Genomic DNA, 21600 nt, shown 5'->3' on the forward strand with positions numbered 1-21600 from the left:
ATCAGAGTCTTGCAGGTCGCCTGAGGTCAAGGGTCATCGGGAAATCCTCAGAGGCTTGTTCGTCGCGCAGCACGTAGCCGGACGGCGTATGGCCACGCGGCTCGAAGCGGGCGAGCCGTCGCGCCTCCGCTTCATTGCCGTTGACCGGGAAGGTGTCGTAGCTGCGCCCGCCGGGATGTGCGACATGGTAGACGCAACCGCCGATCGCCCGGCCCGACCACCGATCGTAAATGTCGAAGACCAGCGGCGTATTGACCGGCAGCGCGGGATGCAGGCCCGATGCCGGCTGCCAGGCCTTGAAGCGGACGCCCGCCACCGCGATCTCTCTGGTGTCGGTCACCTTCATCGGCACGATGCGGCCGTTGCAGACGACCGCGTGACGCTCCGGGTTAAGCCCTTCGGTCTTCACCTGCAGCCGCTCGATCGAAGAATCGACGAAGCGCACGGTCCCGCCGATGGCGCCCTGCTCGCCCATGACATGCCACGGCTCCAGCGCTTGCCGCAGTTCCAGCTTGATGCCGGCATGCTGGACCTCGCCGCAGAACGGGAAGCGGAATTCGAGCTGCGCGTCGAACCATTCGGGACGGAATTCAAAGCCGTTCAGCTTGAGGTCGTCCAGCACGTCGAGAAAATCCGCCCAGACATAGTGCGGCAGCATGAAACGGTCATGCAGCGACGTGCCCCAGCGCACGAAGCGGCCATCGAGCGGATTCTTCCAGGCGCGGGCGATGATGGCGCGCACCAGCAATTGCTGCGCCAGACTCATGCGCGCATTGGGTGGCATCTCGAAGCCGCGGAACTCGACCAGCCCCAGCCGGCCGGTCGGCCCGTCGGGCGAAAACAGCTTGTCGATGCAGATTTCCGATCGATGCGTGTTCCCCGTCACGTCAGTCAGAAGGTTGCGGAACAGCCGGTCGACCAGCCACGGCAACGGCGCGCTGCCACTGTCCGGATGCGGCACCTGCGCCATCGCGATCTCGAGCTCGTAGAGCGAATCGTGGCGCGCCTCATCGAAACGCGGCGCCTGGCTGGTCGGGCCGATGAACAGCCCGGAGAATAGATAGGACAGCGACGGGTGCCGCTGCCATTGCAGGACAAGGCTCTTCAGCAGGTCGGGGCGGCGCAGGAACGGGCTGTCGTTGGGTGTTGCGCCGCCGACGACGACATGGTTGCCCCCGCCTGTGCCGGTGTGGCGGCCGTCGATCATGAACTTGTCGGCGCCGAGCCGCGTCTGCCGCGCCTCCTCGTAGATCGCTGTGGTCGTCGCCACGCAGTCCTGCCAGTTCGCAGCCGGATGGATGTTCACCTCGATGACGCCGGGATCCGGAGCCACGCGGATGACGTTGAGGCGCGGATCGTGAGGCGGACCGTAGCCCTCGATATGCACCGGCAGGCCGATAACCTTTGCCGCGTTCTCGGCCGCTGCGACCAGTTCGAGATAGTCTTCCAGCGCCTCGACCGGCGGCATGAATATACAAAGCCGTCCGTCGCGCGGCTCGACCGACAGTGCGGTGCGCACCGCGCCGCCGATCTCGGTGATTTCCTGTTCGACACGGTCCTGCTGGCCGGTCGCGGCGGTGAAGGACGCCGCCTGCTGGCGTCGCACCATTTCGTCGGCGCCTTCCAATTCGGCCGGGGCAGCCTCCGGTAAAGGAGCGGCTCCAGGCAAAATAGTGTCGCGCGCCGGCAATGGTCCGCGCGGCAGGGAAGGATCGAGCGGCACGATATAGGGGAACTGCGCCGGCGGCACATGGGGCAGCGTGCCGAGCGGCAGGCGGTAGCCGACCGGTGAATCTCCCGGCACTAGGAACAGCTTGCCGCGCCGCGTCTTCCACTTCTCCGAACGCCAGCGCGGTCCGGACGCTTGGCTGTTCCAGCGCTGGACAGGCAGCACATAGCCCGATGGCTTGGTCAGGCCGCGTTCGAACACCCGCGCCATGCGGCTGCGCTCCTCGGGGTCGTCCAGCTTCGAATTGGACGGATCGACATTTTCCGGCAGCTTGCCTTCCTTGAGCAGCCACTCGGCCGGGTCCTCATAGGCTTCGCTGACCATGGTCTTGTCGATGCCGAGTTCATCGGCAATCGCCGTCAGCAGGCCTTCAGCCTGCTTCGGTCCGACAACTGCTTCGCTGTTTTCCCGTGCGATCAGCGATGGATCACTCCACACCAGCTCCCCGTCGGCGCGCCAGTACAGCGAGAAGGTCCAGCGCGGCAGGCTTTCGCCCGGATACCACTTGCCCTGCCCGTAGTGCAGGAAGCCACCGGGCGCGAAACGCTCACGCAGCCGGCGGATCAGCGCATCGGCTTTTTCGCGTTTTGTCGGGCCGACGGCGGCGGTGTTCCACTCCTCCGCCTCGAAATCGTCGATCGACACGAAGGTCGGCTCGCCACCCATGGTCAGCCGCACGTCCCCGGCCTCGAGCGCGGCATCGACCTGGTTGCCCAACGCGTCAAGCGCCTGCCAGCTTTCGTCGGAGAACGGCTTGGTGATGCGTGGATGCTCGGCGATGCGGTCGACCCGCATGTCGAAGCCGAACTCGACATTGGCGAAGCCGGCCATGCCGGAAATAGGCGCGGCGTTGCGGAAATGCGGCGTCGCGGCGAGCGGCACATGGCTTTCGCCGGTGAGCAGTCCGGAGGTCGGGTCGAAGCCGATCCAGCCGGCGCCTGGCAGATAGACTTCGCACCATGCATGAAGATCGGTGAAGTCGACGGCGGTGCCGGGCGGCCCGTCAAGCGCAACGAGGTCGGGTTTCAGCTGAATCAGATAGCCGGAGACGAAGCGCGCGGCGATGCCGAGGTTCCTCAGGATCTGCACCAGCAGCCAGCTCGTGTCGCGGCACGAGCCTTTCTTGGCGGCCAGCGTTTCCTCGGGTGAGAAGACGCCGGTTTCCATGCGCACGATATAGGCGATCTCGCGTTGCAGGCGCGCATTGAGGTCGACGACGAAATTGACGGTATTGGTAGGACTGCGATCGATGGTCTGCAGGAACGCCGACAGCAGCGGCCCGGCCGGCTCCGGCGTCCGGTAGATGGCGAGGTCGTCGCTGATCTCTTCCGGATACTCGAAGGGAAACGTTTCGGCCGACGGCTCGACGAAGAAATCGAATGGGTTATAAACCGTCATGTCGGCAACGAGGTCGACCTCGATCTTCAGCTCTGTCACAGGTTCCGGAAACACGAAACGCGCAAGGAAGTTGCCGTAGGGGTCCTGCTGCAGATTGACGAAATGGTTCGCCGGCCCGACCTTCAAGGAATGGCTGAGCACCTTGGTGCGGGAATGCGGCGCCGGCTGCAGCCTGATGACCTGCGGGCCGAGAACGACCGGCCGGTCATATTTGTAATGGGTCAGGTGGTAGACGGCTGCCAGAATTGCCATGGGGCCCCGAAAGTCGGCGTTTCAAACGAATTCGCCGAACCCTGACACAAATGCTGGCCATTCTCCAAGCAGAGATGTTGCGGTGCACCTAATTTAAGCAGCTATTGAACGCAACTCCGGTTAACACGACTGGCCACCGCTGGCCTCCAGCATCTGCGATTGGCGAAGGCCTCGGGTCTTCGTCGTCCTGGGGCGGAGCAAGGAGCGAAGCGCAGACCCCAGCATCCATGCCGTGACGCTAACCGAAGAATGCAGCAGTGCAGCACGAACCACTGTCGTGACGGTGCCCTGAAAGATCCTGCACCGCAGCGGCGCCTCGACTCACGGCATGGATCGGGTCAAGCCCGAGGATGACGAAGTGAAGGGCATGGCCGTTTAGAAAAACGCCTGCAACCCGGTCTGTGCCCGTCCGAGGATCAGCGCATGCACGTCATGCGTGCCCTCATAGGTGTTGACGGTTTCGAGGTTCTGCGCGTGGCGCATGACATGGTAGCCGATCTGGATGCCGTTGCCGCCATGCATGTCGCGGGCCTGGCGGGCAATGTCGAGCCCCTTACCGCAATTGTTGCGCTTGACGATCGAGATCATCTCCGGCGCCATTTTGCCTTCGTCCATCAGCCGCCCGACCCGTAAGCTGCCCTGCAGGCCGAGCGCGATCTCGGTCTGCATGTCGGCGAGCTTCTTCTGGAAAAGCTGCGTGCCGGCCAGCGGCTTGCCGAACTGCTTGCGGTCGAGGCCGTATTGGCGGGCCCGGTGCCAGCAATCTTCTGCCGCGCCCATCGCACCCCAGGAGATGCCGTAGCGCGCCCGGTTGAGGCAGCCGAACGGACCCTTCAGGCCTGAGACATTGGGCAGCAGCGCATCTTCGCCGACCTCGACGCCTTCCATCACCACTTCGCCGGTAATCGACGCGCGAAGCGACAGCTTGCCGCCGATCTTCGGCGCCGAGAGGCCTGTCATGCCCTTTTCCAGCACGAAGCCGCGAATCTCGTTGTCATGCGCGGCCGATTTCGCCCAGACGACAAACACATCGGCGATTGGCGCGTTGGAAATCCACATTTTCGAGCCGGAGACCTTGTAGCCGTTCGCCGTCTTCTCGGCTCGCGTCTTCATGCCGCCCGGGTCGGAACCGGCATCCGGCTCGGTCAGGCCGAAGCAGCCGATCCACTCGCCGCTGGCGAGCTTCGGCAGGTATTTCTTGCGCTGCGCCTCCGAGCCATAGGCGTGGATCGGATACATCACCAGCGACGACTGCACGCTCATCATCGATCGATAGCCCGAGTCGATGCGCTCGACTTCCCGCGCCACCAGCCCATAGGTGACGTAGTTGGCGCCGAGTCCGCCATATTCTTCCGGAATGGTTATGCCGAGCAGCCCGGCTTCGCCCATCTCGCGAAATATCCCGGCATCGGTCTTTTCCTCGAGATAGGCTTCCTCGATCCTGGGAGCGAGCTTGTCGGCGGCGAATGCCGCGGCGCCATCACGCACCATCCGCTCGTCTTCCGAAAGCTGGTCCTCGATCAGGAAAGGATCATTCCAGACTAATGCGTTCTTGTCGGCTGCCATGGCCTCGGTCTCCAAATGCGGGGATGCCCGGGCTTATCGGCTTCCAGTTCGAAAAAATCAAACGAAATTGCTTCACCGATCAATGAGCGTTAGTAATTGATCATGAACGTTCAGCGCCGCCTTTTGCCTGGTATCAGCGCCCTTGCCGCCTTCGAGGCGGTGGCCCGGCTTGGCAGCTTTACCGCCGCCGCGCAGGAACTCGATTTGACCCAGGGCGCCGTCAGCCGGCAGATCAGGCTGCTGGAGGACCAGTTCGGCCGGCGGCTGTTCGAACGCGACAGCCGCAATGTCAGGCTGTCAGCGGCAGGCGAGATCTATGCCGAAGCGGTGCGCGCCGCGCTGGGTCAATTGCGCGACGCAGCCCTTGGATTGATGAGCAATCGGCATAGTGGCATCTTGAACCTCGCCATCCTGCCGACCTTCGGCACACGCTGGCTGATGCCGCTCATCCCGGATTTCGTCGAAAACAACCCGGACATTACCATCAATTTCGTCACCCGCATCGGCCGCTTCGACTTCGCTCGCGAAAGGCTCGACGCCGCCATCCATTTCGGCTTGCCCGACTGGCCGGACGCCGACTCGACGCTGCTGGTCCGCGAAGAGGTGGCGCCTGTCGTGTCGCCCGAATTTCTGGCCGGCCGCGCCATTGCCACACCCGCCGATCTCGGTCGCCTGCCGCTGCTGCATATGGCGACACGGCCCGGCGCATGGACCGAGTGGTTCGAGCATCAGGGTTTGAGCGCGCCGACCGGGCCGGGCATGCAGTTCGAGCAATTCGGCACCGCCGCCCAGGCCTGCATGGCCGGGCTCGGCGTGGCGCTGCTGCCGCAGGTCCTCATCTCAGGCGAATTGCAGCGCGGCCAACTCGTGCCGGCGCCGGGCCGGCCGATGCAAAGCCGCAGCGCCTATTACCTGGTTGTGCCGCACGACAAGCGCGGCCATCCGCCGGTCGCCAGCTTTCGCGACTGGCTGCTCAGTCGCGTACCAGTGGTAGGGTGATTACTTCCGCTTCAACGCATCGGCCAATGCGGCGCCGAACGTGCCTTGCTGCGCGGACCGCTCCGGCTGACGCTGCGGCGCCGGCGCGCGCGGCACCGGTCTGTTGCCATTGTCGCGCGGCTTCGGTGTACCGCCGTCACCATCCCGACGCATCGAAAGGCCGATGCGCTTGCGCTTGATGTCGACCTCGACGACACGCACCTTGACCACGTCGCCGGCTTTCACCACCTCATGCGCGTCCTTGACGAAACGGTCGGCCAGTTGCGAGACATGCACCAAGCCGTCCTGATGCACGCCGATATCGATGAAAGCGCCGAACGCCGCGACATTGGTGACAGTGCCTTCCAGCAGCATGCCGGGCTTCAAATCCTTGATGTCGTCGACACCGTCGGCAAACGTCGCGGTCTTGAAGCCGGGGCGCGGATCGCGGCCGGGCTTTTCCAGTTCCGCCAGGATATCACGCACTGTCGGCAGGCCGAACCGCTCATCGACGAAGACCCGCGGATCGAGCACCTTGAGAGCGGCACTGTCGCCCATCAGCGAGCGGACGTCGCGTCCGCAGGCGGCGACGATCTTTTTCGCCACGCCATAGGCCTCCGGATGCACGGCCGAGGCATCGAGCGGTTCGGTGCCGTTGGGAATGCGCAGGAAGCCGGCGCATTGCTCGAACGCGCGGGGTCCAAGGCGAGAGACCTTCAACAGGTCACGACGGCTGGCGAAGGGGCCGGCCGCATCACGGTGAGCGATGATGGCCTCGGCCAGCGATGTGCCAAGACCCGACACCCGCGCCAGAAGCGGCGCCGAGGCGGTGTTGAGGTCGACGCCCACGGCATTGACCGCGTCCTCGACCACCGCTTCCAGGGAGCGGCCGAGCCGGTACTGGTCGACATCGTGCTGATACTGGCCGACGCCTATCGACTTTGGCTCGATCTTGACCAGTTCGGCGAGCGGATCCTGCAGCCGCCGCGCGATCGACACCGCGCCGCGCAGCGACACGTCGAGGCCGGGAAATTCCGCCGCCGCCGTTGCCGAGGCGGAATAGACCGAGGCACCCGCCTCGCTGACGATCACCTTGAGCGGCTTCGGCCCGGACTCGGCAGGCATATCGGACAGCATGTCGGCCACCAGCCTTTCCGTCTCGCGGCTGCCGGTGCCGTTGCCGATGGAAATCAGCTCGACCTTGTGCAGGCGGATGAGCTTTGCGAGTTCGGCTTGCGTGCCGCGCACATCATTCCTTGGCGGAAACGGATAGACCGTCGTCGTCGCCAACAGCTTACCTGTGCCGTCCACCACCGCCACCTTGACGCCGGTGCGGATGCCGGGATCGAGGCCCATGGTGGGGCGCGAGCCGGCCGGGGCAGCGAGCAGCAAATCCTTCAGATTGCGGGCGAAGACATGGATCGCCTCCTCCTCGGCCCGCTCGCGCAGATCTCGCATCAAATCGAGCGTCAGGTGCAGCGACAGCTTTATGCGCCAGGTCCAGCCGGCCACCTCCATCAGCCAGCGATCGCCCGGCAAATGGCGGCCGATGGCGTAGGCGTCGGCAATCATCCGTTCGACCGGCTTCACCGGTGACGCGTCGTCGGCATCGATCTCGATGTCGAGGGACAGCACCTCTTCGTTGCGGCCGCGCAGCATCGCCAGCGCGCGATGGCTCGGCACGTTGGCCCAGCGCTCGACATGGTCGAAATAGTCGGAGAACTTCGCGCCGGCCTCCTGCTTGCCGTCGACGACGCGCGACCGCATGAAGGCGCGTTCCTTCATGTAGGTCCGCAGTTTGCCGACCAGATCGGCATTCTCGGCGAACTGCTCGGACAGGATATCGCGCGTGCCCTCGAGCGCCGCCTTGGCGTCGGCCACCTCTTCGCCGATGTAGGCCAGCGCCAGTTCGGCGGGCACCGCCGCGCGGTCGGCAAGGATGGCCTCGGCCAGCGGTCCGAGCCCGCGCTCGCGGGCGATCTCGGCCTTGGTCCGGCGCTTCGGCTTGTAGGGCAGATAAATATCTTCGAGTTCCGCCTTGGTGGCGGCCGCTGCGATCTTGGCCTCAAGCTCTTCGGTCAGCTTGCCCTGGTCGCGGATCGAACCAAGGATGGTGTCGCGGCGCGCATCGAGTTCGCGCAGATAGGCGAGCCGCTCGGCAAGCAGGCGCAGCTGCGTGTCGTCCAGACCGCCGGTGACCTCCTTACGGTAGCGCGCCACGAACGGCACCGTCGCGCCTTCGTCAAGCAACCCGATCGCCGCGGCGGCCTGTTCGGGCCGGGCAGCGATCTCGGCTGCTATGATGGCTGCGATGCGCTTGGTGTCGGATGCCATGTCGTTCCTGCTGTCTTGTCGAAAAGAGCGGCGACCATAAGCGCAGAGCGTCGCTCCGCCAACCGCGGCGTTTTCAACCGCCCAATAGGTCCACAGGAAAGCTGCGATGGCGGTCGGCCTGGATCGAATCAGACCATCCGGCTCAGCGCTTCGAAGAAGGCGACTATATCGACATCGAGCGGCTCGTCGACCGGCTCCGGCTGCGACGACATCTTTGCAATGACGACCTCGGCCTTCGGATTGACATAGAGCCACTGGCCGTGGATGCCGATGCCGCAGAAAGCGCCGCTTGCCGCGCCCGTCTGGTACCATTTGTTGCGGTAGCGGCCTTGCGGAAAGAGGAACGCCATCGTGCCACGCTGCCAGGCCTCGCTGTCTCCGCCTGTGCTGACAGTGTCGCGCACCCAGGCTTCCGGCACGATGGGGCGGCCATTGGCCGTGCCGCCTTGCCGCATCATCTCGCCGACCTGCGCCAGATCGCGCGGCGTGACGGAAATGCCGCCGGCCGTGCGGGCGGTGCCTTCGCTGTCTACCGTCACCGACGCTTCGCTCGTTGTACCGAGCGGCAGCCACAATTTCTCGTGCATCAGCTCGGCGAAGCGCTGGCCGGATGCGCGTTCGAGCAGGATGCCGAGCAGGTCGGAATTGGGCGAGCGGTAGCGGAACGTCCGGCCATGCGGCTCGGCAAGGCGCTGCAGCGTCAGGATGAAATTGACTAGGCTTTCGGTGCCGCCACCCGGGTTCCACAGCGTCGCACGGCGATAGCGGGCAAAGGCGCTCTCCGGATCGAGATACGCTTCTTCGAAGTCGAGGCTGATGGTCATGTCGAGCACATGCCGCACGCTGGCGTCGCCATAGGCAGAGCCGGCAGCTTCCGGCAGATAGCGGGTCACCGGCGCCTGCGGATCAAAGATCCCTTCGCCTTCCAGTATTCCGGCCAGGATGGCGGTCAGCGACTTACTGATCGAGAAGATGATGTGGCGCGCACCGAACTGCATATGCGGTGCGAACCAGTCGCCGACGAATTTGCCGCCTTTCATGATCGTCAGCGCGTCGGTGTCGGAGCGCGTGAGGAAGGCGGCCACGGTCTCCGAAACGGGACCTAGCGCGACCTTTTCGTCAAGCAGCCCGCTCAGATTCTGAACCGGTATCTCGTCGCTGCCCGGCACAGTTGCGATGCGTGCGCTCGGCACCAACTCGCCGACATTCTGGAACGACCACCGGCTGAACGGGCTTTCGCGCCAATTGCCGAGCAGCACTTGGTTGCGGCCAAAGCCATATCTGGTCTCGAACGCGGTCTTGCCGGTCATGCGTTTCATTCCATTTTTTTGAACTTAGGCCAGCGCGGCGGCGATCGCGTGCACGGCTTTCATCGTCGCCACCGAATAGGCGATGTCGGTGAAATCCGGGTAGCTCGAAAGCTTCACCACGACCATTCTCGTGTTCCAGTCGATATGGATCAGCTGCCCGAACACGCCCCGGCACATCAGCGCGCGTGAGCGCGGATCCTCGATCCAGAACTGGTTGCGGTAGCTGCCTTCCGGCAGGCTGGGATTGAAATCCGGCCCATGCCTGCCATTGCGCGTCGCCTCGATCCAGTCGGCCGGCACCACGCCGCCGCCATTGTCGAGGATCAGCTGGCCGAAGCGGCCATAGTCGCGCAGCGTGGCGTTGAAGCCGCCATCGGCCAAGGCGTAGCCGGCGCTGTCGACGGTGAAACAGGCGCTTTCATCCGCCCCGAGCTTTTGCCAGAGTTCCTCCGAAACCAGCTGCGCCAGCCGCTTGCCGGTCACCCGCTCCATGATAAAGGCGAGCACGTCGGTCTCGATCGAACGGTATTCGAAGGCAGCGCCATGCGGCCGGCTTGTCTCCTTGAGCCGCAGGATCAATTCAAACATATGCGACGGCCACTCGAAGGCCGGATCGCTGTCCGGCGGCACCGGTTTCCAGCCGCTGGCGACATCGACCTGGCCGATATCGGAATAGCGGTCTGTGTATTCCTCGGAAAAACGCACGCCTGTCGTCATGTCGAGCACGTGCTGCACGCTGGCGCCCGCCCAGCCGGTCGCACCAAGCTCCGGCAGATAGGCCGTCACCGGCCTGGCCGGATCGATCAGGCCGCGCCCGACCAGTATGCCGAACACCGAAGCGGTGACCGACTTCGCCATCGACTGCGACAGATGCAGCGTGCGCTCGACCATGCCGTTGAAATAGCGCTCATAGGCGATTTTGCCGTCCTTGAGCACGAGCAACCCGTCCGTATAGGTTTCGTCGAGCAGCCCGGCCAGCGTCGTCGGTGCGCCCGTGCTGTCGTTCACCGGCAGCGCATCGAGATCGACTTCGGCTCGCTCGAACCGGCGGCGATGGCCATTGCCGCGCCAGACTTCGACGGTCGGCAGAATTTCGCGGATGTGCTGGAACGCCCACCGGTTCCAGGGTCCCCTATCCCAGTCGAGCTTCGGCGGCACCATCTTGGGCGGCGACCCCTGCATGATCGGCGGCACCGGTTCGCTGTTGGGGTAAGACTGCATGAGAATTTCCCTGCCGCCGCATGCCGCTCTTCCGTTCACTTGGATGAGGAGCGGTCTGCACAGCGGACGAAAAGCCCCCGAATGGGCCTTTCGAGTGACGAACGCCCGACGCCATGGCGAAGGGCAGTGCCGGCAGGCCAGGTGAGGGGCGGCGCGAACGCTGCGAATTCAGCGCTACCCCTCATCCGGCCCTTGACCCGCCTTCTTCCGGCTCGCGCGGAAGAAGGCGGAGTGCCGCTATTTCTGAACGTCCGTCCAGATGCGCGTGTAGAGTTGCTGCACCTCGGGCGAGCAAGGGGTGAGGAACTCGCCCGCTTTCTCCAGTTCTGGCGGTACCACCAGTTCGGGCGCATCCTTCATGTCGGCTGGCATGAATGCCTTCGAGCCCTTGATGCCATTGGCATATTTGGCGAAGGCGGAGATCATGGCCGCGTTCTCGGGATCCATGATGAAGTTCATGAACAGCTTGGCGTTGTCGACATTCTTGGCATCCTTGAGGATGGCAACACTGTCCATGAAAAAGGGGAAGCCCTCCTTCGGGTAGCCGAACTTGATGTCGGGGTTCTTGATGCGCGAGCGCATGATGGCGCCGTTCCAGTAGTAGACGGCCGAATAGTCGCCGGCCGGTAGCTTCTCGGTCACGCTATAATCCATGGCCAGCCATTTCGGCTTGGCCTCCACCAGCTTGTCGCGAACTTTCTTGAGCAGTTCCTTGTCGTCCGTGCACCAGTCGCCGCCCAGATACTTGATGGTGGCGAACAGCACGTCGTTCATTTCCGGCGCGACATTGATCTTGCCAACCAGTTCCTTCGGCGGATCGAGGAAGATGGCCGAGGTGTTGATGTCGCCGTCATAGACCTTTGTGTTGACGCCGATACCGGTCAGGCCCCACTGCCACGGAGCCGTATAGTGACGGCCCGGATCCCAGGGAACGTTCACCCAGCGCTCGTCGACATTCTTGAAGTTCTCCATCTGGTCGGGCCGGGCCTCAAGCAGAAGCCCTTCCTTCACCCAGATCGGCACGTAGTTGGCCGACGGCACCACAATATCGAAGCCATGACCACCGGCGCGTACCTTTGCTAGCGCGGTGTCGTTCGAGTCGTAGTCGGTGATCGTCACCTTGACCTTATAGGTATCCTCGAACTTCTTGATCATCTCGGGGCTGGTGTAGTCGCCCCAATTAAAGATGTTGAGTTCGCCTTCCGCATACGCGCTGCCCGCAAAGGCAAACAATGCGAATACCGCCGTGGCAGCCGTGGTCTTCCATTTCATTGCTATTCTCCCGTTTGGCAATCGTTGGTCATGGCTTGCGCCGATTGACGAAGTAGAACGCGGTTACGAGCACCACCGACAGCGCCAGGAATACCGTGGCGATCGCATTGATTTCCGGGCTCGTTTCGCGCCGCAACTGGCCGAGCATGTAGGTGGGCAGCGTATCCTGCCCGCCGGACTTGACGAATTCGGTGATGACCACATCGTCGAGCGAAATGACGAAGGCGAGCATGAAGCCCGCGATGATGGCCGGCCTCAAGAGCGGCAGCGTCACGAAACGGAAGGCTTTCCAGGGCGTGGCGTATAGGTCAGCGGCTGCGCGCTCCAGCGTCAGGTCCATGCTCTCCAGCCGCGCCCGGATCGGCAGGTAAGCGAACGGGATGCAGAAGGCGGTGTGCGCGGCGATCAGGTAACCGAGTCCTGAGTAACCGGTCCAGACCTTGATGCGCGAGAACACGATCAGGAGCGCGACGCCGGTGACTATCTCCGGCACCATCAGCGGCTGGTTGATGAAGGCGTATTTGAAGGTAAGGCCGGGATAGGGCCGCGTGCGAGTCGTGGCCAGCGCAGCCATGGTGGCGGCGATCGTCGACAGCGCGGCGGCCGAGACCGCCAGCACGAGCGAGCGGACGGAGGCGTCCTGCACGGCCGAATTGTGCCAGGCCGAAATAAACCAGCGCAGTGAGACGCCATCCCAGCGCGAAAGCGAATCCGCCGTGTTGAACGAATAGGTGACGAGCGCCGCGATCGGCAGATAGAGCGCGAAGAAGGTCAGAAGCGCCATGAACCCGAAGCCGGGCTGCGCCTGGATGTCGAACGGACGCTTAGCCATGGGCGCCCTCCGACCCGGATGATGCGTTGCGCACGTAGAACAGGAGCGCGATCATCACCAGCACCATGAGCGTAATTGAGATGGCCGCGCCCAGCGGCCAGTTACGGCCCGCGCCGAACTGCAGTTCGATCAGGTTGCCGAGCATCATGTTCTTGCCGCCGCCCAGCACCCGCGGAATGACATAGGCGCCAAGCGAGGGAATGAAGACCAGTATCGAGCCGGCTATGACGCCGGGCTTGATCAACGGGAAGATGATGCGGCGCAGAACCTGCCAGCGACCGGCGTAGAGGTCATATCCGGCCTCGACCAGCCGGAAGTCGAGCTTCTCCATCGAGGCGTAGATCGGCAGCACCATCAGAGGCAGGTAGATATAGATCATGCCGAGCAAGATGGCGGCGTCGGTATTCATGATCTGCAGCGGTTGCTTGATGATGCCGAGCGCCATCAACGCCGTGTTGACCAGCCCTTCGTTGCGGATCACCTGCTGCATGGCGAAGGTGCGGATCAGGAGATTCGTCCAGAACGGAATGGTGACGAGGAAAACCCAGACCTCGCGCGTCTTCGGCGGTCGCGTGGCGATGAAATAGGCTGTGGGGAAGCCGAAGAGCAACGTCAGCACGGTGGTGTAGAACGACAGGCTTATCGAACGCCAGAAGATCGACAGATGCGCGTCGGCGAAAGCCAGCGTGTCGTCGAACATGTCGCGCTGCATCACCACCGACAGCCAGCCGTCGGTAGAGAATTTCCACACCACGTCGCCATAGGGGCCCGGCGTCAGGAACGAATAGATCACGACGATCAGCAGCGGGCCGGTCGCCGCCAGAAAGATGATGAACAGTGCCGGCGCTGACAGCAGCCAGCGATCGCGGATATCTCTGCGTTCGGCTTCCTTGGCGACTTCTTCCGCGCTCGCCATCAGTCCCTCAGCACTTGTGCGGCGTCGTTGCCGATCGAAATGCCGACCTTGTCTCCCCGCTCGAAACCGCAGCCGGCGCTGCGCGTGTTCTGCTGGCGCACGGTGAAGGACTCGCTGCTGTCCAGTCGAACATGGATATGCGTGTCGGTGCCGAAATAGACGATGTTTTCGACCGTGCCCGACAGGTCGCCCTTGCCGCTGGTCAGCTTGGCATGTTCGGGCCTGACCACCACGGTGGCATTGTCCTTCGGCTGAAAGCCCTCAGCCACGGTCGCGTCGATCGTCGCGCCGGATTTGAGCGTCGCCCGTGCCTTGCCGTTGGCCATGCCTGATATGGCCGCGGTCAGGAAATTGGTCTCGCCGATGAAGTCGGCGACGAAGCGCTCCGCCGGCTTGTCATAGATATCCCAAGGCGTTCCGACCTGCAGGATCTTGCCCGACGACATCACCGCGATGCGGTCCGACATGGTCAGCGCTTCTTCCTGGTCGTGGGTGACGAAGATGAAGGTGATGCCGGTCTCGTGCTGCAGCCGCTTCAGCTCGATCTGCATGTCCTTGCGCAGCTTGAAGTCGAGCGCCGACAGCGGCTCGTCGAGCAGCAGCACTTTCGGCTGCGGCGCCAGCGCCCGCGCCAGTGCCACGCGCTGCTGCTGGCCGCCCGATATCTGGCTGGTGCGGCGGCCGCTGAGCGCTTCCATTTTGACCAGCTTCAGCATCTCGGCAACCCGCGCCTTCACTTCGGCTTTGGGCTTGCCGAGCATTTCGAGGCCGAAGCCGATGTTCTCGGCCACCGTCATATGCGGGAACAGCGCATAGTTCTGGAACACGGTGTTGACCGGCCGCTTGAACGGCGGCAGCGGTGCGATGTCCTGGCCATGCAGCAGGATCTCGCCGGCGCTCGGGAAATCGAAGCCGGCGATCAGCCGCAGAAGCGTTGTCTTCCCGCAGCCGGACGGACCAAGCAGCGTGAAGAACTCATTCTCGCGGATCGACACCGAAACCGTGTCGAGGGCGGCGACCTGTGACTCCCCGGTACCGAATACCTTGCGGACGCCACGAACTTCAATTGCACTTTTACCCGGTTGTTCCGGCACGATTACCCCATTCTTGTGTCCGCTCTTCAGGGCGGATCCAGTTCCCACTCGATTGTCAGCACACGGCGCATGGCTTGGCAAGCATACATCTGAATGTCGATTCAGAACGCAATTCCCGTGCCACCGTCAGGCCTGATAAGTGACCTTGCCGCCGCAGATCGTCGTCATCGGCCGCACCGTATGCAGCGCTTCCGGCGCGGTCGCCTCGATGTCGCCTGAGAGCACCACGAGATCAGCCAGAAAGCCTGACTTCAGGCGGCCCTTGCGATGCTCCATGAACTCGGCATAGGCGCCTTCCACTGTATAGCCCGCAAGCGATTCATGCAGCGAGAAACTCTGGTCGGGATCGCTGTCTGCCCATGGTTTGCGCAGCACTGCCGCCTGAATGCCCAGAATCGGATCGATCGGCGAGACCGGCCAATCGGAAGCGAAGACGACGCGCGCGCCGGCATTCTTCAGCGTCCGCCACGCATAGCTCAGAGGCCAGCGGGCAGGCCCGATGCGCGACACCGTTGGTTCCAGCGGCACGCCCATGCTGCCCGGCGGATGCGGTGGCTGCATCGAGGCAATGACTCCAAGCTTTGCGAAACGCGGCACGTCGGCGGCGGTGACCACCTCGATATGCTCGACCCGATGCCGGCTGTCGCGCCTGCCATTCGCCTTTTGCGCTGCCTCGTAGCCGTCGAGCACGGCGCGCACGGCGCCGTCGCCAATCGAGTGCACCGCCATCTGCAGCCCGCGCCTGTCGACGGCCACGGCAAGATCGATGAATTGCTGCGGCGTGAAAAGCGGCTCGCCTACCCAATCCGGACGATCCGCATAGGGCTCGACCATCACCGCCGTCCACGAATCGAGCACGCCGTCGTAGAACACCTTGACCATGCCCGACGACAGCCATTCGCCTTGGTAGCGCTCTGCCATCACTGAGGCTTTGTCGAGCATGTCGAGGGTCATGAAATTCTTATAGTGGAACGGCACCTGCACGCGGCACAGCAAGCCGCCTTCGGTCTCGATCTCGGACAGGAGTTCGAGCTGGTGCAAATTGCCGTCCATGTTCTGGATCGACGTGATACCGTGCCTGGCACACCATTCCAAACCGCGGCGCATGATCGCCCGGTCGGAGGCCTGCTCCGCCGGCGTCGGCTTCGGGTCCGGCTCGCCGCCGGTGGCCAGGCCGAGCCGTACGCGATCCTCGCCGGCCAGCGCGATCAGCGGCCCGAAGGCCTCGCCCTCACGCAATTCGCCACTGGCCAGCCCGTCGTCGCCCATGACGATCTCATTGCCGGGACCAAGCCGCTTGCCTCTAAGCAGGCCGGCCAATTCCAGCGCCTTGGTGTTCGCCCACATTGTGTGGTGGTCGGGCGCCGCCATGACGAAGGGACGGTCCGGCAGGATGCGGTCGAGGTGATGGCGGCTGACCCGCTCAGTCGCCGACAGGATGGTATAGTCGGCGCCTTGCGCCTGCAGGACGGATAGATCCGGCCGCTTTGCTGCATAATGGCGAACAGCATCGCAAAGCGCATCGAAACCGTGGATGCCCATCAGCTGGAGGTGATCGAGCTCGGCCGCGCCGGCGAAAAGATGCATATGCGCTTCGATGAAGCCGGGGACGACCGAGCCGCGCTCGGCGTCGATAACGCGCGTGCCGGGTCCCTTGTGCTCCAGTACGGTCGCGCGATCTGCGATCGCAATGATTTCGCCGTCCCTGATAGCTATGGCTTCGGCGCGGGGAGTATCGGGATCCATCGTCAATATACTGGCGTTCTCGACGATCAGATCGGCCGATAGCGGCATAATTTTCTCCCGTTTGAGCTTAGGCTAGCAGAGTATTGGCGCCTGGCAAGCCGTCCGCTGCCACTCGCAACAGCGGTCCGGAATGCTCTTGGCGGGGCTGAAACTCTCTGCCACAAAGCAGTCCGTCAACGACAGACACGCAACTCGAAGAGCGAACCGGCCGCCAAAATGAAGACTGTTTTCTCCCCTCTCCACGCCGGCCATGCCGGCAATTTCGAACTCATTTCAGGCAGCATCGTGCCGGCCTTCGAGAAGCCCTCGCGCGCCGAGTTCATCAAGGCGAGGGTGGAGAGCGAAAAGCTCGGCCCGATCCTGCCACCCGAGACCCACGACCTCGCCGCCGCCAGGAGAGTGCACACCAGCGACTACATCGATTTCCTGCCGACCATATGGCCGCTCTGGGAAGCGTCGGGCCGGACAGGTTCGGCCATCCCCTTCACCTGGCCGACGCGCGGCTTGCGCGGCGATGTACCACCCAGCACCATCGATGCGCTGCTTGGCTTTTACTCCTTCGACGGCGGCGCCACCTTCGTCAAAGGCACCTGGGAGGCGATCAAGTCGTCCTATGACGTGGCGCTGACTGCGGGCGCCCTGGTCAAGGACGGCGAGATATCAGCCTTCGCGCTCTGCCGCCCGCCCGGCCATCATGCCGGTGCTGCCTTCATGGGCGGCTATTGCTACATCAACAACGCCGCGGTTGCCGCGCAATGGTTCCGCGACCAGGGCGCCAAGCGCGTCTCGATCCTCGATGTCGACTACCATCACGGCAACGGCACGCAGGAGATCTTCTACGGCCGCGGCGACGTGCAGGTGCTGAACCTGCATGGCGACCCGATGACCGAATATCCGTTTTTCCTTGGCCATGCCGACGAGCGCGGCTCAGGGCCCGGCGAAGGCTTCAATGTCAACTACCCCATGCCGTTCGGCACCGCATGGGACGCCTGGAATGCTTCGCTGGAGGACGCCTGCGCGAAACTTGCGGCTTACGCTCCCGACGTCGTTGTCGTCTCGCTTGGCGTCGACACATTCGAGAAGGACCCGATCAGCAAGTTCAAGCTGAAAAGCGGCGACTATCCAAAGATTGGCCGTCGCATCGCCAAGCTCGGCTTGCCCACGCTGTTCGTCATGGAAGGCGGCTATGCCGTCGAGGAAATCGGCATCAACGCCGTCGGCGTGCTGACCGGATTCGAAGATCGGTAATGCATGTCGCCCATAGCCTGCCCCTCGGGCGTTTTGATCCGAGGGTGCGCAGCGGTTTGAGATAACGACATTCGTAAAAATTTAGCAGGCCGCAGTCGCATCGGCTGGCCCAAAGTCCGCCCTCACCGAAGCGCTTCACGCCGCCTGCAAGGGTGCCGCTGACTTGTTCCAGCGCACGCTATCCTGTTGTGGACCATGATCTCCTTTGAAAAGGCCTTCGCCCTTTGCGAAGTCATGCTCTACCTTGAAGGAACGGTATGAGGGGATCGATTCTGGAAGAAGGCAGCATTTGAAGTCGGGGAAGCATCTATGATCGACGACGAGCCGGACAGCGAACGCGTCTCCGCGCTGGCGCCGTTCCGGCACGGCATTTTCCGCGCCGTATGGTCCGCCAGTCTGGTTTCGAATTTCGGTGGCTTGATCCAGGGCGTCGGCGCCGCCTGGATGATGACCACGATCGCCACCTCGTCCTATCAGGTCGCGCTGGTCCAGGCCTCGACCAGCTTGCCGATCATGCTGTTTGCGCTCGTTGCCGGTGCCATCGCCGACAGCTTTAACCGGCGCAAGGTCATGCTGATTGCCCAGATCTTCATGCTGGTCGTCTCGGTTCTGCTGACCGTGTTCACCTATCTTGGCTTGATAACGCCGTGGACGCTGCTCGCCTTCGCCTTCCTGATCAACAGCGGCACGGCGCTTTACAACCCGTCATGGCAGGCTTCTGTCGGCGATATGGTGCCGCGCGCCAAGCTGCCGGCTGCCGTCGCGCTCAACTCCTTGGGCTTCAACTTGACGCGCAGCGTCGGCCCGGCGATCGGCGGCATCATCGTTGCCGCCGCAGGTGCTGCAGCGGCTTTTGCCGCCAACGCTTTGAGCTATGTCGGGCTCCTCATCGTGCTTGCCCGCTGGAAGCCAGACCTGCCAGCCTCGACACTGCCGCGCGAGACGCTGGGGGCGGCGATGGGCGCCGGCCTGCGCTACGTCGCCATGTCGCCCAATATCGGCAAGGTGCTGGTCAGGGGTGCGGCTTTCGGCTTCAGCGCCGGCGCGGTTCTGGCGCTGCTGCCGCTGGTAGCGCGCGATGTCGTCAAGGGCGATGCCTTGACCTACGGCATCATGCTCGGTGCGTTCGGTATCGGTGCCGTCGGCGGCGCGCTGATCAGCGTCCGGCTGAGGCAGATCCTGTCCAGCGAGACGATGGTGCGCATGGCATTCGCCGGCTTCGCGCTTTGCGCCTTCAACGCCGCTGTCAGCGACCACGCCTGGCAGACGTCGCTCGGGCTGCTCATCGGCGGCGCCTGCTGGGTGATCGCGCTGTCGCATTTCAACGTCACGGTGCAGATGTCGACGCCGCGCTGGGTGGTCGGCCGGGTGCTCTCGGTCTATCAGACGGCGACCTTCGGCGGCATCGCGCTCGGCAGCTGGATTTGGGGTGTCGTCGCCGATGCGCATGGCGCCGAATTCGCGCTGATCGCGGCTGCCGTCGCGATGCTGGCGGGCGGCGCGATCGGCCTCTTGCTGCCTTTGCCGCAGCAGGCAGTGCTCAACCTCGATCCTACCAACCGTTTCAAGGAGCCGCATCTTGCGCTCGACCTAAAACTGCGCAGCGGCCCCATCGCCATCATGATCGAATACATCATCCGCGAGGAGGACGTGCCGGAATTCCTGGCCACCATGGCCGAACGCGGCCGCATCCGCCGCCGTGACGGCGCCCGCAACTGGACGCTGGCGCGCGATCTCGAAAATCCCGCAATATGGATCGAGCACTATCACACGCCGACATGGCTCGAATACATCCGCCACAACAAGCGGGCCACCCATGCCGACGCCGTTGTCGGCGAGCGCGTACGGGCACTGCACAGCGGCGACGAGCCGCCGCGCGTCCGCCGCATGATCGAGCGTCCGACAACCGCCGGCACGGCGATCGTCATGCCGAAAGGACCGATCGAGCATTAGGCCGTGCCGGTGTGTCCAGTTGGATGAGCACATGACGCTCTAAGCTGATGGCTCTAATCGGCGCGGCCCACCCGCGCCTTAGGATGCAGCGCGCAGGCTCGTACGGACGCGCCGCCTGCTTGTGGCGCGGGCCTTCTCCGCCACGACACCGGTGATCTCGACCACGCCGTTCTCATGCGGTCTGGCGTTTGTGACCTTGTGGAGACGCTCATAGGGCAACAGTTCCTTGACCCGAGCATCGAGCAACGCGACTTCGGCTCGCAGATCCTCGCATTCCTGTCTCTGGACATCGAGCTGTATCTGTTCGGATGCCTGCTGCAGGGAAAGCTGCGAAAAATTCGCGCTCACCGTCGAAAGGTGTATCTTGTCGTTTTCGTTCTCCTTTCTGAGAGCGGACAACCTTTCCTCCGCAATTTGCTTTTCGGCCACAGCGTCGCTCCATTGAGCCTTGAGATTGGCGATCTCGCTGGCGGCTTGACTGTTCTCGTTCGAGGCAATTTCCAATCGTGATTGGAGGTTGCGAATTTCAGAACGCAGGCCGCCGATCACCGTGAAACTACGCGCACGCTCGGCTTCCCTGTCACTTTCCATGATACGGGCCGCTTCCGTCATTTCCGACAGCTTCGCTTGCGCGATATCGAGCGATTTCTGCAGCCGCATCTCCTCTTTCTCGCTCTTGCCAAGCGCAGCCAGCAGTTCCGACAGTCGCGTCGCATCACTGGCATGAATTGTCGAGAGTTCATCCAGCCTGTGCCGCGCCTCAGCTTCCCGTTTCAGCGCCTTGTCGAGATCGATCGACAGGCTGACATGTTTTTCCCGCAGTATCTCGTTCTCGCGCGCGCATCTGTTGGCCTCGGCCGTTCTGGCCGAAAGCGTTTTGACGAGGTCGCCGAACTCCGCTTCGCGTTCTGCGCTCGCATTGCCTGCAACGACGAGTTCCAGCCTTGCTGCAGCCAGCGCACCGCGAAGTGCCTCTTTGTCCTCGACCAGGCTCATCTCACGCTGCTGCAGGGCCTCGACAGCGCTTTCCCGCTCGCGCTGCTTCCTGGTCGCATCGTGGAGTTGCTCCGACAGCACTCTCTGCTGCGTGGTCAGGCTGACATTTGCCAGTTCCAGTTCGTTGGCGCGAAGAATGTCCCCGTGAAGCAGCTTCAGGAATTCGCCTGTCAGATGATGTGAGGTCGCGATCTCCGACAGTTTCGTGTTGATCTCCTCCAGATACTCCCGCGCATCATCAAAGAGCCCATCAACGGCATTTAACGCAGCCAGTCGGGTTTGTGTATGGGACGTCAGCCGTCGTGCGATCTCGGGAGTGTCCGCATCGTCCTCAGGCTGAGAGTTGTCATTCTTTGCCGCGAGATCCTCATCCGGGACGTTCTCCAACGGCGACTGGTCATCTAGGTTGAGACACTCATCGAACGCATCCGCCAAATCGGCTTCGAGCTGCTCGAATGCTCTGTCCACCTTCTCGGCACGCTTGATCAGACTTTTGATTTTCATGACTGAACGTCCCCTTCCTGTAGACCCTCGCCTCCCGGACACGGATTCATCCTACCTCCCCTGACGCGGTCGCCGCGTGAGATGACCGCGCTTGAACCTGCTGTCATGGTCCCGTTTACACCACTCTGAGCGCATGAGGCCCGAGTCCACGCTAGGGACAGGCTTGGCCAGTGTCCTCGTCTGTTTGAATGACGTAAAGCGTGTAACTGCCCCGATTGCAGCCGGCTTTGGAACAACCCACCGGGGGGAAC

Annotated in this window: 14 protein-coding genes; 3 read left to right on the top strand and 11 right to left on the bottom strand. The window is 63.2% G+C overall.

Going from position 1 to position 21600, the window contains the following annotated elements; all coding sequences use genetic code 11:
• Position 1: 1 nt before the first annotated feature.
• Entirely contained in the window at positions 2 to 3379 is a 3378-nt protein-coding gene (locus ACWUKX_RS20050) for a transglutaminase family protein (RefSeq protein ID WP_456008592.1), read from the bottom strand.
• Positions 3380 to 3754: 375 nt separating this feature from the next.
• Positions 3755 to 4945 carry an acyl-CoA dehydrogenase gene (locus ACWUKX_RS20055; RefSeq protein WP_456008593.1) on the bottom strand — a complete coding sequence of 397 codons (1191 nt, stop codon included), beginning with the start codon at positions 4943 to 4945 and terminating at the stop codon, positions 3755 to 3757.
• 102 nt (positions 4946 to 5047) lie between these two features.
• Between ACWUKX_RS20055 and ACWUKX_RS20060 the strand changes: the two genes are divergently transcribed.
• On the top strand, positions 5048 to 5944 hold the full coding sequence (locus ACWUKX_RS20060) for a LysR family transcriptional regulator (RefSeq protein ID WP_456008594.1): 897 nt from the start codon (positions 5048 to 5050) through the stop codon (positions 5942 to 5944).
• Here ACWUKX_RS20060 and ACWUKX_RS20065 read toward each other — a convergent pair whose 3' ends face one another.
• The 8 genes from ACWUKX_RS20065 to ACWUKX_RS20100 form a co-directional block, all read right to left on the bottom strand.
• Positions 5945 to 8257 (bottom strand): Tex family protein, encoded by a 2313-nt coding sequence (locus ACWUKX_RS20065; RefSeq protein WP_456008595.1) that lies wholly within the window; start codon positions 8255 to 8257, stop codon positions 5945 to 5947. It abuts the gene before it with no gap.
• A gap of 128 nt (positions 8258 to 8385) precedes the next feature.
• Entirely contained in the window at positions 8386 to 9567 is a 1182-nt protein-coding gene (locus tag ACWUKX_RS20070; RefSeq protein ID WP_456008596.1) for a serine hydrolase domain-containing protein, read from the bottom strand.
• Positions 9568 to 9591: 24 nt separating this feature from the next.
• Positions 9592 to 10788 carry a serine hydrolase domain-containing protein gene (locus tag ACWUKX_RS20075; RefSeq protein WP_456008597.1) on the bottom strand — a complete coding sequence of 399 codons (1197 nt, stop codon included), beginning with the start codon at positions 10786 to 10788 and terminating at the stop codon, positions 9592 to 9594.
• A 237-nt stretch (positions 10789 to 11025) separates the two neighbouring features.
• Complete coding sequence (locus ACWUKX_RS20080; protein WP_128344629.1) at positions 11026 to 12060, bottom strand: ABC transporter substrate-binding protein; 1035 nt, start codon at positions 12058 to 12060, stop codon at positions 11026 to 11028.
• 28 nt (positions 12061 to 12088) lie between these two features.
• Entirely contained in the window at positions 12089 to 12892 is an 804-nt protein-coding gene (locus ACWUKX_RS20085) for an ABC transporter permease (protein ID WP_091594807.1), read from the bottom strand.
• The gene (locus tag ACWUKX_RS20090; protein WP_128343406.1) at positions 12885 to 13808 is read right to left on the bottom strand and encodes an ABC transporter permease; all 924 of its coding nucleotides are present in this window, start codon (positions 13806 to 13808) and stop codon (positions 12885 to 12887) included. The genes ACWUKX_RS20085 and ACWUKX_RS20090 overlap by 8 nt, the downstream gene beginning before the upstream one ends.
• Positions 13808 to 14902 (bottom strand): ABC transporter ATP-binding protein, encoded by a 1095-nt coding sequence (locus tag ACWUKX_RS20095; RefSeq protein WP_456008598.1) that lies wholly within the window; start codon positions 14900 to 14902, stop codon positions 13808 to 13810. The genes ACWUKX_RS20090 and ACWUKX_RS20095 overlap by 1 nt, the downstream gene beginning before the upstream one ends.
• Positions 14903 to 15028: 126 nt before the next feature.
• A complete protein-coding gene (locus tag ACWUKX_RS20100) occupies positions 15029 to 16696 on the bottom strand; it encodes an amidohydrolase (protein WP_456008599.1) in 1668 nt (555 codons plus the stop codon).
• A 168-nt stretch (positions 16697 to 16864) separates the two neighbouring features.
• On the opposite strand from ACWUKX_RS20100, the gene ACWUKX_RS20105 reads away from it, so the two are divergent.
• Positions 16865 to 17896 carry a histone deacetylase family protein gene (locus ACWUKX_RS20105; RefSeq protein ID WP_029349719.1) on the top strand — a complete coding sequence of 344 codons (1032 nt, stop codon included), beginning with the start codon at positions 16865 to 16867 and terminating at the stop codon, positions 17894 to 17896.
• A gap of 309 nt (positions 17897 to 18205) precedes the next feature.
• Positions 18206 to 19849, top strand: a complete 1644-nt coding sequence (locus tag ACWUKX_RS20110) for an MFS transporter (protein WP_287087315.1) — start codon at positions 18206 to 18208, stop codon at positions 19847 to 19849.
• Between the two features lie 78 nt (positions 19850 to 19927).
• Here the strand turns inward: ACWUKX_RS20110 and ACWUKX_RS20115 are convergent, their stop codons facing one another.
• Positions 19928 to 21349 (bottom strand): hypothetical protein, encoded by a 1422-nt coding sequence (locus ACWUKX_RS20115; protein WP_456008601.1) that lies wholly within the window; start codon positions 21347 to 21349, stop codon positions 19928 to 19930.
• Positions 21350 to 21600: the final 251 nt, after the last annotated feature.

The sequence above is a fragment of the Mesorhizobium sp. f-mel genome, assembly GCF_053850215.1.